At 49.2% G+C, this 13,125-nt stretch carries 12 protein-coding genes; 1 reads left to right on the top strand and 11 read right to left on the bottom strand.

The window, feature by feature from the left end:
• Window positions 1-50: 50 nt before the first annotated feature.
• Genes EIEH_RS10695 through EIEH_RS10655 form a run of 10 tightly spaced genes read right to left on the bottom strand, consistent with a single transcriptional unit; the run spans window position 51 to window position 8,340 of the window.
• Entirely contained in the window at window positions 51-1,271 is a 1,221-nt protein-coding gene (locus EIEH_RS10695; RefSeq protein ID WP_015869771.1) for an STY4528 family pathogenicity island replication protein, read from the bottom strand.
• Window positions 1,268-1,552 (bottom strand): ParE family toxin-like protein, encoded by a 285-nt coding sequence (locus EIEH_RS20110; RefSeq protein WP_418921729.1) that lies wholly within the window; start codon window positions 1,550-1,552, stop codon window positions 1,268-1,270. The genes EIEH_RS10695 and EIEH_RS20110 overlap by 4 nt, the downstream gene beginning before the upstream one ends.
• A gap of 2 nt (window positions 1,553-1,554) precedes the next feature.
• Complete coding sequence (locus EIEH_RS10690) at window positions 1,555-2,118, bottom strand: DUF2857 domain-containing protein (protein WP_172468373.1); 564 nt, start codon at window positions 2,116-2,118, stop codon at window positions 1,555-1,557.
• A 41-nt stretch (window positions 2,119-2,159) separates the two neighbouring features.
• Entirely contained in the window at window positions 2,160-2,585 is a 426-nt protein-coding gene (locus EIEH_RS10685) for a hypothetical protein (protein ID WP_015869769.1), read from the bottom strand.
• The gene (locus EIEH_RS10680; RefSeq protein WP_015869768.1) at window positions 2,582-3,304 is read right to left on the bottom strand and encodes a DUF2786 domain-containing protein; all 723 of its coding nucleotides are present in this window, start codon (window positions 3,302-3,304) and stop codon (window positions 2,582-2,584) included. The genes EIEH_RS10685 and EIEH_RS10680 overlap by 4 nt, the downstream gene beginning before the upstream one ends.
• Window positions 3,297-4,961 carry a ParB family protein gene (locus EIEH_RS10675; protein ID WP_015869767.1) on the bottom strand — a complete coding sequence of 555 codons (1,665 nt, stop codon included), beginning with the start codon at window positions 4,959-4,961 and terminating at the stop codon, window positions 3,297-3,299. Before EIEH_RS10675 ends, EIEH_RS10680 begins: the two co-directional genes overlap by 8 nt.
• On the bottom strand, window positions 4,958-6,328 hold the full coding sequence (gene dnaB-PI, locus EIEH_RS10670; RefSeq protein ID WP_015869766.1) for an SPI-7-type island replicative DNA helicase: 1,371 nt from the start codon (window positions 6,326-6,328) through the stop codon (window positions 4,958-4,960). Before dnaB-PI ends, EIEH_RS10675 begins: the two co-directional genes overlap by 4 nt.
• Window positions 6,321-7,118: a hypothetical protein gene (locus tag EIEH_RS10665; RefSeq protein WP_015869765.1), complete on the bottom strand. Its 798-nt coding sequence runs from the start codon at window positions 7,116-7,118 to the stop codon at window positions 6,321-6,323. The genes dnaB-PI and EIEH_RS10665 overlap by 8 nt, the downstream gene beginning before the upstream one ends.
• Complete coding sequence (locus EIEH_RS10660; RefSeq protein ID WP_035609494.1) at window positions 7,115-7,471, bottom strand: hypothetical protein; 357 nt, start codon at window positions 7,469-7,471, stop codon at window positions 7,115-7,117. Before EIEH_RS10660 ends, EIEH_RS10665 begins: the two co-directional genes overlap by 4 nt.
• Complete coding sequence (locus tag EIEH_RS10655) at window positions 7,468-8,340, bottom strand: ParA family protein (protein ID WP_015869763.1); 873 nt, start codon at window positions 8,338-8,340, stop codon at window positions 7,468-7,470. The genes EIEH_RS10660 and EIEH_RS10655 overlap by 4 nt, the downstream gene beginning before the upstream one ends.
• Before the next feature lie 734 nt (window positions 8,341-9,074).
• Here EIEH_RS10655 and argR point away from each other — a divergent pair.
• Window positions 9,075-9,533: a transcriptional regulator ArgR gene (gene argR / locus EIEH_RS10650; RefSeq protein ID WP_015869762.1), complete on the top strand. Its 459-nt coding sequence runs from the start codon at window positions 9,075-9,077 to the stop codon at window positions 9,531-9,533.
• A gap of 574 nt (window positions 9,534-10,107) precedes the next feature.
• Here argR and adiA read toward each other — a convergent pair.
• Window positions 10,108-12,378 carry an arginine decarboxylase gene (adiA, locus tag EIEH_RS10645; RefSeq protein WP_015869760.1) on the bottom strand — a complete coding sequence of 757 codons (2,271 nt, stop codon included), beginning with the start codon at window positions 12,376-12,378 and terminating at the stop codon, window positions 10,108-10,110.
• Between the last annotated feature and the right edge of the window lie 747 nt (window positions 12,379-13,125).

Raw genomic sequence — 13,125 nt, 5'->3', positions numbered from 1 at the left:
GTACATTCTTTGTACCACTGTTGCTACTGGCAACACTGCACACTTGTCAATCATCGGGTATTTTGTCGCAGTTGCTCCCGAAGAGTGTTCACGTAGTTTCTGACCTGCTCCTCAGACGCTGCCGCAGGTCGTGGAGACGCGGAGAAAAGCGGCTGTTCATGAGTCTCAAACTGAACAGGATGCGGTTGTTTAACCGGTCTGAAGGCCCCCTCGCGGGCTTTTTTCATCACTGCCAGCATCCAGCCAAGCGGATTATCCACCTGCCGCCTGGCCATCTGGCTCTGCAGGGCAGACAGAACCTGCAGTGCCAGTTCTTCCGGAAGGGCCTGAAGCTGACGAATCAGCATCACTTGGTCTTCCTGCGACACTACGGCTTTCAGCGCATCAGGCAGCACTACCGGATTGTCTACGTACGTTTTTTTATTCACACTGTGTGTGAAACTACGTACGTAATGGTTCGGTTTCCGAACTCTGTCATAATCCCCTGATTTCACTGGTAGTTCGGAATCCGAACTCTGTATTATTCGCTCCTGATTCTGACTGAGTTCGGTTTCCGTACTCAGTTCGTGATGGTCATTTATTGTTCTATTTACACTGAGTTCGGATCCCGAACCCTGTTCCGGGGTTAATAATGAAGGATGCTGCCGCGTGGCTAACTGACCGGCATTTTGTGGCCGACCCAGGCGGTTTTCTAGAAGAGACAGGTGGCTATGGTAGTGCCGCATTGTGGGATCGGTTTTAATCTCGTCCAGCACACCCCGGGCGGTCTGACTGACCGTCCGGTTTTTACTCAGGCAAGCATCGGCAACAACATCAAGAAAACGCGGGTCCAGTGATTCTGCATCCCGGAAAGTCAGTGGCTCGTCATGCTGCGCGTAGATATTGCCGCGAACCCGCCCTTTATCATCACGAACTCGCCTGCAGAGACTGAGCCAGCCGGTTATTCGTAACATCAGTAACACCCGGCTGACCGTTTCACGAGAGGCTTTACCTTTACCCGGAGAAGCCAGCTGCAGCTGCAGCTCATCATAACTGGGGAATATCGCACCCTCATTATTCTGCGCATACAGGCGGATCATCATCCAGCCCATTTTATCAAGGGGGGAAAGTCGCGGATCCAACAACAGTCTTCGGGGGATGGCATCATGCACATTCCCCGTAAACAGCAGACCGCTGCGTACCCGTCCGGCATCGCGCAGTGGATTAGCCACCAGACGGGCATTCATTTTTTCCAGCGTAAACGCTATCAAACTATCCGCAGGCAGCATCATATCCTCTTCCTTATATTTTCCGCTTCCTCTCTGAGGGTTTCGGGGAATGGCCCACAGGCCGACGGGGTGTGGTTCTGTGCCATCCAGGTTCTGCCCCCGTTACGACTGCGCAGGCGCCAGAACGGACCAATATTAATCTTGACGTATCCACAGCCCCGGTCCTCAAGCCGGGTATAATTACGATCGCCACGATGATACTGACTGACCAGCCGTAAGGCTTTACGACAGCACTGCGATGGCACACTGGGAGAAGCCCACAGGTCGGGGCCAACGATTTTCATCCTCATGCACGCTTCCTCACTGAGGGTTTCAGGGACTGACCCACAGACCGGCGGGGTGTGGTTCTGTGCCATCCTTTCACAGCATGCCAGACAGAGGTAAGAGGGATATTCAGTTGCTCTGCGGCCAGCATCATGACGTCCAGCCCGTCCGGGCTTTCCACTTCTTCAACGCCTGATTTCTGCCACAGCCGCCAGATTTCTGCATTGTCTTCATCCCCGAGCGTATTGCCCCGTCCGGATCGGGCTTCGATACCGGCGATCCTGCGACGGGCCGCCACATCTGTACTGGAAAGCCCGAAAAATGTCTGCATCAGCTCTATCGAACTGCCCAGCGCCAGCGCCCGGTCGATGCGTTGCATGCGCTTTTGCTCCATTCTGGCCCGTTGCAGCATGCTGACCAGATTGCTGTGATCGATGCTGATGCTGACCACAGAAACTTCGCTGTTCGCGAGATAATGCAGCTCCTCAAGGGAGAGTCCCTGCAACATCTGCATCTCTTCTCGCTTGATCCCCAGCGACTCACAGCGACGGAGATAGCCACTTTTCAGATCCATCACCAGCTGCATCAGCAGCCCGTTGGCAGCCTGAGATAAACCACCGGAATTAGTCACTCAACACCTCCGGGAGACAAGATAAACAAAAAGATAAAGGGGACTATTAAGAAGTTACATGCTCCCCACACAAGGAAAACAACTGGCAGAACCGCCTCCCGGATGAAGAGAGCAAAATCATAGTCCCATTTCCAGAAAATAAAGCTGTAACCCAGCCAGCCCACATGACAGAGGAGTAATGCGGCCAGCGGAGGCAGGAACATCACCCCCCAGATATACGTCCAGGAAATGTCCTCCAGGTAGCTCACCATCATCCACAGCAGGACAGAAATGAAGCTGGCAACAGCCAGCCCCCGTAAAACGGCCCCGGAAAATGCCGGAACGACACCGGGATACATATCTGCGGCCAGCAGCCCCAGTACCACACCGCACCACAGACAATGGGAGGTACCCGACAGCAACACCCGTTGATGCTTCGTCATGACGTACGTTCCTCCCGGTGACCAATGGCGGCCGTATTTTCACCTTCAACACCATGATGCAACCTGGCGTTCTTACCCGCCTCATAACCCCGGTGGCGGGCAATATCGCCTCCGCGGCAGCTTTTCAGTTCCCGGATGGTCGCCGCCTTCATATTCTGGTTATCCATCCAGCGGGTCATCAGTTGCGTTTCCCGTTCTGTAACCCGGAAAACCGTGATGACGCGACGCATGCCGTCAACCCACCCGGCACGAAAAAGCTCTGCCCGGTTTCTGCGGGTCGACAGCTTCAGCTTTTTACTCTGGGTTTTCAGGTATACCGCAGTGGCATCTTTCAACTGGCGGGTCAGCACATCAAAAGCATAAGCCGCCACGGCAGGCCGTTCACTGAAACCATAAAATGTTACGGTTTGTCGACAGTCGCCCGATGATGTATTGCGCCATGAGAAGTAAGGCCGACAGCCAAAGGCATGACCAACCGCCCATGCCAGACGGGTCATCCACTCAGGCACCTTTTCGGCCTCTGATGGCGCGCTCTGAGAGGCAACGTCACGAACTGACGAAAGAGTGGCGTCCAGCTCGCTGATACCATATTTTTCCATCAGGCGCTGCGCCCTTGAAAGCGCCAGTCCGGCTTCATGCGCATTGCTGTTGCTTCGGCTCAGTTCCAGCAGTTTCCTGACCAGACTGACCAGCCGCTCCTGGCGTTTGTCATTATTCATCATGCTCATCCTCTACCGCCGTTACGCCACGCTGCAGCTCCCGCAGGCGGCGCATGACACGCATCAGCCTCAGCAGTTTTATGGCATTTTCATCATCAAGAACTGGCACATCCTGCTGTGCAGAACCGCCGATCAGCACAACATCCATCCCGGTTGTCGGACACTGTGCCGGACAACACCCCGCAAGGGACAAAAGGAAGGCGGCCGGTGCGCTGCAGCTGTCACCCGCAGCGCAATAGCCTGGCGACAGACTACTGGCGCGGTCTGGCAGGATTTCATCTTCACACCCCAGCTTTTCCCCCAGTTCCCACGCCATGATGAAGGCTATATTCTGCAGATGTTCGATATCATCCTGATAAGCCGGAACAGACCAGATCGCATCTCCGGCAATGTGACAGGCCGGATGCAGGGCCTCTCCCTCATCCTCCAGCCCCGGCGCCAGCATGGAGATAAGCGTCTCATCATTGTCCGGAGAAAGCCCCGGCCCCATGCCGTCACCCGAAATAACCGGGGAACCACCGTACATATCGGGCTGTACCTCTGTGCGCGGAAGAGACAAAGGTGCCTCTTTATTGTCCTCTGGCGATACCCGTAAATTTTCATCTTGCTGCGGCCATTCCTCCGTAACCGCTGGCGTGGCAGGCGGCGACTCAGTTAGTGCTTTCGGCAGGGCAAAATCTGGCTCGGGTGCAGTATCCTGAATGCCGTCAGTGAACGGTGATGGCACCACTCCCTGAGGACTGGTAGTCTCCTCCGGTTCGCCAAAGTGATAGCGCCGGTTACGCTCACTGGGATCCAGCTCCATCATCCAGCGGTCATAATTCAGCTCCGGATGCGGTAGCGCCAGCAGCAGATCACCAATAAATTCATCGCGGAACATTTCCGGTGACCACAGTTCGGGGGAATTGAACTTGCGGCAGCATTCACCAAATACCTCGGTGAAGCATTTATCGCTTCGTTCAGACAGAAGGCAAAACTGATCCCAGACTTTCTCAGCATCCTGGCGCAAAGCGAGTAACAGCCTGATTTGTGGTGCGCCAAGCCCGGACTCAAGCAGCTCCGGCATCCAGGGAAAGAGGTGCTTCAGGGCATCTTCCATCCGGCTAATTGTCGAATTATGGACAGGCAGACCTTCACGAGTGAGTAAAGTGGATAATTCGCGCAGAGAAACTGACTTTCCCAGTTGTTCCTCATAAATAGTCCGCGCTTTATGGATCCCCTGGGCCTTTTCAATAAAGGACAGATCGCCACGAACCTCATTCTCCGCGAGATGACCAATCACACACTGGAGCCGCCCAGGCCAGGGCTTCACGAGTACATGGATGCGGAAAAACCGCTCTTCCCCCGTTTCCTGCCACAGCTCTGTCAGTATCTGATAACGGGTGTTACCACCATCACTGAAAATGTATTTATTCGGGTCACCATCCGGATCGCGGGTGACTTTCGGCACCGTATCCAGCCCGCGGGCCTTAATTGACGCCTTTATCTCGTCATAGCGTGAATTACGCGATGTTCGGGGGTTATCCGGGTTTGGTGCCAGTTGCTCAATCGTCAGAACCATTGGCATTTCAACCACCGGTGTACTCTCAACGCTCCCTGAGGCCCTGCGGCCCGGCTGGAGCATAGAGGCCCCAATATTCGTGCGGTTACGGCTCATGCCCGACCTCCTTTCCTGTGGTACCCGAGGTCATATCCCCCTTCCTGGTATTCGGAAAAAAGCGTATAGCGGCCGTCAAACTGCACTTTCACCGTTCCGGTCGGCCCCTGCCGCTGCTTACCGATAATGATTTCTGCCACACCCGGCGTCATGGTGCCCGGGTTATACACCTCATCCCGGTAGATAAACATAATGAGGTCGGCATCCTGTTCGAGCGCCCCCGAATCACGCAGATCGCCGTTATTGGGACGTTTATCCGCTCGCTGCTCCACCTGACGATTGAGCTGAGAAAGCGCCAGTACGGGACACCCGAACTCCTTGCCCATCGCCTTCAGAGAGCGCGATATCTCGGCGATCTCCTGAGTCCGGTTTTCCTGCTCGGGAGAGCGGATCAGTTGCAGGTAGTCGACCATTATGAGGGCAGGATTGCCGTACTTGCGGACATAGCGGCGGGTACGGGCGCGTAAGGTTGCCGGTGTCTGATAGCTTGTGTCATCAATAATCAGACGATTATTCCACAGAATAATCTCCTTCATGGCCTGTGAAAGGCGGGCCCATTCTTCATCACCCAGCGATGCACTACGAAGCCTGCTGAGCTCAACCCGCCCCTCCATAGACATCAGACGCATGGAGAGCTGTTCTTCCGGCATTTCCATGCTGTAGACGAAAACGTAATCATCCGGTTTTCCCCGAACAGCGGCGGCACATGTAGCCAGCGCCAGAGCTGTTTTCCCCATCGATGGCCGTGCGGCCAGCAAAACCAGATCGCCCGGCTGCAGGCCGCAGGTCATCTCATCCAGCTGGCTGAAACCGGTTGGCGTACCGGTCAGACCGTCCAGCGCCATCATGGCTTCAAGCCGACTGACCAGCGTGTCCATGGCATCGTTTACGGTGGTTTCAGTACCTACCTGCAGCATGCCCTGCTCAGCAATGCAGAACAGCTGGTTCTCTGCAACTTCCAGAACATCAGAAGAACGCGCGTTCAACGCCTGCACGTCAGCAACCAGCATATTGCCGACGCTCTGCAGTTTGCGTAGCCGGCTTTTTTCCGCCACCACCCCGGCATATGCCAGAATATTGGCGGCCGATGGCGTGTTCTTACTCAACTCAGCCAGATAAGCAAAGCCGCCAACCCGCTCCAGCAAACCAGCATTCTCCATCCGGTCAGAAAGCGTAATCAGATCCAACGGCAGACTTGCACCGAACAGCTCAGCCATTGCCCGGTAAATGGCGCGGTGCCAGCCCACAAAGAAATCATCCGGTGCCAGCAATAACACCACTTCATCCCAGCGGTCGTTATCCAGCATTAATCCGCCCAGAACGGCCTGCTCTGCTTCTGCCGAGTGGGGAATATGAATATCAGCCATGACACACCTCCTGATGAAAGTGTTGCCAGAACACAGTTGAAATAGCTGAATAAACGAGCAGGCCGTGAAGAAAGGTAAAGGGTGCCAGGCACACAATTGCCAGGGTTATTATCCCTGATACTGACAGCACAATTTCTAACCATGATGTTTGGCGACTCTGGTCAGAAGGCGCTGGCAGTACATTTATATTCATTACACATAAGGAAAAAATATGAATACCAATAGCAAACTGCTGCCTGGCGAATTTTTGGGCATGAGTGAAAGTGAATTTGACAACATCAGCCAGCGTTTCTAGCGTGAGGCTGAACAGGAAAAACCTGAAGACCGGCAACTGAAATTCCGGCTGATGTGGCTGGGTGAATGGCTGCAGCGGACCCATAACTGGAGCATTCAGCACCACAGATGCACGCCCATGCAGGCCCTGCATTATGCCATTATCCGGCGCCACCGCTGGTTGCCAGCCGATGTCGAAAAACTGACGCTCCGGGAAATGTCCGTTGCGCTGACAGAGGAATGGTCTGTATATCTGCCAGCCTGCAACGCATGGCTCAGGGATTACGTTGAAAAAAAACTGGACTGGCTTGATTCGCCATACCGATTTGCCAGTGTGTAACCGACAACATACAGGGGCCACGGTGAAGCCGTGTGCCTCGTCATACATCACGATGACATTATTGGGCCTGTCATCCACACCGTGTTGCCACTGGCAACACGCCTTCTCTGGGCCATCGATATAAGGTTGCCGCTCCGGACGCTGCGCCAGAATGGCATTGATAGTCATATAGCTCATGCCAGCACCTCCCGCAACGCACACTCCAGCACTTCCCGCAGTCGGGCAGACGCAACCAGAATCAAAGGCTCCCGATCGTAATACACCTCTCCATTCCCGCCTCCAGACTCCAGCAATGGTAGCCCGGCTGGCATTTGTGCTCCTGTGGACATATCGCGAAGTTCTAATTCACTCCACAGGTTGTATATCTCAATAAACCCCCTCGGAAGACCCCATTCCTCAGCCAGACGCTCGTAAATACGCTCATTTGCTGTTTCGTAATCAGGAGCATCAACAAACACATGAACCTCTTCATGCCCCTTATATGTATCAGTGGAATAAGCAACGACACGCCAAATTTGATTACGATTCATACGCGAACCTCCCTGGAGAGAACATCGTCAAATCGTTCTTTCCACTCAGGAAACAACTCGCAGGCAAGGCTGTGCATGGTATCTGCCGCCGCAGGCCCCTTACGCCGGGTTTTATATTCAAGCCGATGAACGGGCTGTGATTTAACATGGCCCAATTTGAATATATCCAGTTGCTCGATACAGGTATCGAGCAGACTGAACATATTTCGGTCTCCCAACACGCTGCTGTCATACAGCTTCTCGCTGATAATTTTTGAGAGACCGTCCATTGCCTCCCGGTCAAGAAGCGTATTTTCGAAACAGTTCACAAGAATAGAGATGTCGGGCAGGTGGATGCCGTAATTTTCGTAGGTTTTGAGGCGGGAAAACATATGCAGGGAACCGCGAATAAACTCACGAACGTCAGGAAGTATGGGTTTCACAACTCCCATGACACGGCCGGTTGACGCAAGTATGGACAACTCAGTCATCACCCCGGTGGCACCTTTGGAGTCAAGAATAATTGCCCCGTAGCGGGCAAATTCATGATTCTGAAGAATATTCCTTAAGCGGATACGACCGTCTGCCGCGTGTAGCATCGCTGTCGGTAGGAGTTCGTCCGGATCGTTTGAGTAAATAAGATCCAGATTATCAATTGATGTCTGAGAGATAGCCTGAAGTGGGTCGGGGATCGTCTGCATGAGAAGCTCATACAGCCCGAACGGTGCTTCTTTATTAAGAGCGAAAATGCTGCTGACCGTCGGCTGAGTCCAGTCTGCATCAATAAGAAGTGTCTTCACACCAGCATCGGCAAGAAAACCAGCGAGATAAGCCGCGAAAGTCGATTTACCTTCACCGCCTTTTGGGGAAATAACGGGTAAAATTTTCATAGCTTGTACGTTCCCTCAGGTAACGCACAAACGCTCTTTTACATCCGGTTAACATCTGTGAAGGGATTGAAAATCCCCGTGTCCTTGGTTCGATTCCGAGTCCGGGCACCACTATTCATAAGGCCTCGCTGCAAAGCGGGGCTTTTGCTTTCTAAGTCAACAATCCGTTGGCTTTCCAGTAGTTCCCCCTCTGCCCCGCTTCATCTTAAACCCATGCTCATATGCAAAACCAGGAAACGCGATGATGGCATACTCCGCACTTTTCTTATACTGAATAAAAACAAGAAAATGAAAAATAGTTATTCATCTCACCAACCATTAATTATATTATGATTGTAACTTTACTTAAAAAAACAATTCACGACTTTAGAATAAAATAAATATTTAATATTTAATATTTAATATTTAATATTTAATATTTAATATTTAATATTTAATATTTATTATTTATTATTTATTATTTATTATTTATTATTTATTATTTATTATTTATTATTTATTATTTATTATTTATTATTTATTATTTATTATTTATTATTTATTATGTTATGGATAGGATAAAAACACCATCAAATAAAATTAATTGATAGGAATCATTGTTTTCTCTGTAAAATCACTTTATTTATGACAAATATTTTTTTTCAACCTCATGAATAAACATCATGCATTGCACAATAAATATTGCCCTGCATATAATACCGCCACAACGCTAACTTTTTAGAATCGGTAAGGATATGAGCAATAAAAAAGACCTCAATACGGTATTTCGAAAAATCCTAGACGAGAAAAATTTTGGCTCACAAAATGAAATCGTTGAATATCTTAAGAGCCAAGGATTTGAACATATCAATCAATCTAAGATATCCCGAATGTTGGCGAATTTTGGCGCAGTAAGATCCCGGAATGCAAAAATGGAGATGGCATATTGCCTGCCAACTGATTCGGTTGTACCAAACAGTAGCTCCACATTAAAAAGCTCAATTGTTAAGATATCCATGAATGAGCATATGGTGATTACACATACAATACCGGGTGCGGCCCCACTTATCTCCCGGCTGTTAGACTCGTGTGGACTTGCCGATGGCATTCTGGGTACCGTTGCTGGTGATGACACTATTTTTATTGCACCCGTGATGGGGGTGACATCACAACAGGTTTATGAGCGCATCAAAAAAATTCTTGATACACACTAATTAACTAATAAAAATTAGCGAAAGGAATGCTCTACCCTGTATTGCACACGCGTAAATTTCCCCACAAAAATGGGAGTGCCCTAAGAGGGCACAACCACGAACGCTCAGAGTCAATGTATACGCTCATGGCCCGGAAGGATAAGTAAATAGCATGGTTCTACATCCATCGTATTCACCACCCGCACAATACAACATCCACACCGGACATCGTCCCTACGCGTCAATACAGAAGCATTAACAGAAGGCCAGTGTCATATATTACGGCACTGGTTGTTACATGAAAACGAGCGTTTAACCAAATAAAAAACAGATAAAACAAGAATGATGGTTAACAATAAAAATATAACAACCCACCCCTTTAGAATATTTAATTTTCCATTTTAGTCCGGGTCCGTGCTCACCATCCTCATGTACTGCATATACGCTCATGTTATTGCGTGCTGTCCGTGTCTAAACTGGCTGCAACAATATATTCCTACAGGGATAGGTTAAAATATAGCCCTCATTAAATGAGAGCCACTTACCATCGCTACCCAAGCTTATATCTATGCTACATGCTGTGTATCATCTTTCGTCACTGTTTCACACACATCACATGGTATACACCTTGCTCTTTCTCTGTACCCTCGGTCTCATGTTCAAATCCCGGGAAAGTTTCATCCCATGCCTGTAGGGCTTTCAGGTAACCAATCTGCGAACTATCCTCTGCACCGAAATTCTCCCCTGACATGAGCATCGGAATTCCCAGCGGGTAAGGGATAACCGAATTTGCTGCTGTCCTTCCGGCCAAATTGAAGATAGAGACCATTTCGACATTGTCATGCACCATCTGCATATACGCCTCACGTGGCAATAGATCCATTTGAGGTAACGTAGAATATGCTCTATTCAGCTTCTCGCTCGGTGTATGGGTCTTCAGAAAATCAATCATCTGGTGGCCCAACTGGCGCAACGTCATACCGGTATAAATATCCGGGGCACTCGCGACCAGATTCGGCAATACCTCTGTCAGTGCCGCATCAGCATCATAGTGCTTTTTAAATGCCATCAGACTATTCATCAGCGTAACCCATTTCCCTTTAGTCACCCCCATAGAGAATAAGAACATAATCTGAAAGTCTGTGGTACGGGTCGGTACGATCCCCAGGCTGGAAAGGTATGCCGTCACCAGAGTAGCCGGTATCCCCTCATTCTGTAGGGTGCCATCCTGGTTCAGCCCCGGGGTCAACAAACTGACTTTAACCGGATCCAGCATGACCCAGTTTTCATCCAGATCATTAAAGCCATGCCATTCATCCTGCGGGTTAAGGATCCAACAGGATTGATTCTTTGTCAGCAGTGATTTAGGTGCATCAGCAAAGTCATAATGTTCACCGGTATCCGGATCGGTCACCACTTCCGGGTTCCATGGCTTAAAGAACCAATCGTTATTTTGCTCTGCCTCATAATGTGCTTTCGCAACAGCTTGACGGAAGTCTACGGCCTCTTCAATTACCTCACTGGTAAGATTAATCCCCTGCTCCCCATCCATCATCGCCGCAGCCACATCATTAGATGCTGCAATGGAGTACAAAGGTGAGGTTGTCGCATGAATCATATATGCTTGGTTAAACTGTGCAGGCTTAACATTACCCCGCCCTTCACGTACATGGATATAAGAGGCCTGCGAAAGCGCATTCAACAGTTTATGCGTTGAGTGTGTGGCAAAAATAGTCGGCTGATCCGCTGTATGTTGTAGATTATCGCCACGCATGGCATGGAATCCCCGATAAATCGGGTTAAACCGTGAATAACCAAACCACGCTTCATCATAATGAATACGATCACAACTTTGTCCCAGTAAGAACTGAATAGTATCACCGTTATAAATAAGACCATCATAGGTACAGTTAGTTACAATGCTGTACATCGGCTTCGGGTTGGGCGCCTGGCGAGCAAACGTATTGGTGGCAATGGATTCCGCGATTGCCTGCGGCTGCATCCAGCGTTTGGCAATTGGCCCAATAATACCATACGCATTACGGGATGGCGTCATATAAACGGGCCGCGTCCCTGTAAGGATAAGCCCCTGCTCAATAGACTTATGACTATTGCGATCGCAGATAGCGATATCATTCTCGGTGCAGCAGGCCTGCATAATGGTACGGTTAGCACCCGAGGTGCCTACCACCAATGAATAGGAGCGATCGGCACCAAATACCTTCGCAATATACTTCTCACTCTCACCAAAAGCACCGGTATGATCCAGCATAGAGCCTAGTGAAGCCCTTTCGATCCCCATATCGGTACGGAAAATATTTTCACCATAGAAATCAAAGAATTTACGACCAATTGGCGTCTTGCAAAAACCGATCCCCCCCTGATGCCCCGGCGCTGACCATGAATATTCTTTCTCTTTGGCATATTTCATCATTGCAGTCATTAGCGGCGGGGTGATAAGACGCTCATAACGGGCAACCGCTGCCTGTAAGCGACCAACAATAAAGTCTGTTGTATCATCAAGTATCAGGAAAGTTTCAGATACCTGACTCATAACATCCGGTGTTACGGCTGCATTATCAGCCGGAGAGCTCACCAGTAGAAATACGGGAACTTTCTCATGACGTATGCGCAGTTGCTGCAAGAATTCAACAATATTTTCTTTCTGCTCCGGAGCCCACTCAATCATCACACAGTCAATCGCTGCGGTTGATGTCGCGTAGGTGGCCGCATGCTCAAAAGAGTATGCAAACTGGGTACACTCCCCGGTATTCATCAATGATGATGCCAGTTTATCAATGCTCGCTTTTAACGTAGTATTGGCTACAGCATTATTGCCGACAATCAGATATTTTTTGTCGCACATAAAACCCCCATTTATTTTTCATGGCGTATAGCATCGCAAATAAAATCGATATCTTGATTGCTTAAATATTCATTTATGCGAATATTTATCAATAGATATAGCTCTCGATACTGATGGTTAGCAAAAGTCACCGTTGCACAAGACAGTAATCTATCGGAATTCATATTTCCACCGATAAAACACAATAAATATCGCATTGGAAATAGCTATGCCATTTTGTGAATTTTTACCCACACATCACCAGAACCATTCAATTTTTATTCTGGCAAGAATTAAAAGCACCCACAAAAAATACAATAAGAAAAAACAATACATACTTTGAAGCATTGCTACCAGAAGGTGATAAGTAAAAAATTAATAAGCAAGAAAATCATTTATTATCAATGACAAACAAACCACTACAGAGGCGAAGCGATATTTAAATGTGTAATTTTAATTGACCTGATGGAACACTAAAAATACTATCAATGTAAAGAGCGCGCGTTCTGTCGAATATGCTAACAAATAATATCACGGCATTTTTCAATGGCTGATGTTTCTATACCTATAGGGTTATTTCTGACAATACAAAAAGCTTGCTTCACGGATGGCAGAATAAAACATCACAAGATCCAGATAATAATTCTACTCAAGGTGTCAAAACTGGAGATGAGTGTATGGCAGTAAAATCAAAAAAAATGGGCATGATGGGATTAACAGTCCTTGTTGCGGTAAACATGATGGGATCGGGAATTATTATGCTGCCCG

Origin of the sequence: Edwardsiella ictaluri ATCC 33202 (assembly GCF_000264785.1) — a bacterium.
GTDB classification, from domain to species: domain Bacteria; phylum Pseudomonadota; class Gammaproteobacteria; order Enterobacterales; family Enterobacteriaceae; genus Edwardsiella; species Edwardsiella ictaluri.
The sequence above is the reverse complement of the archived record's forward strand: the minus strand, read 5'-3'. Positions and strand labels throughout refer to the sequence as shown.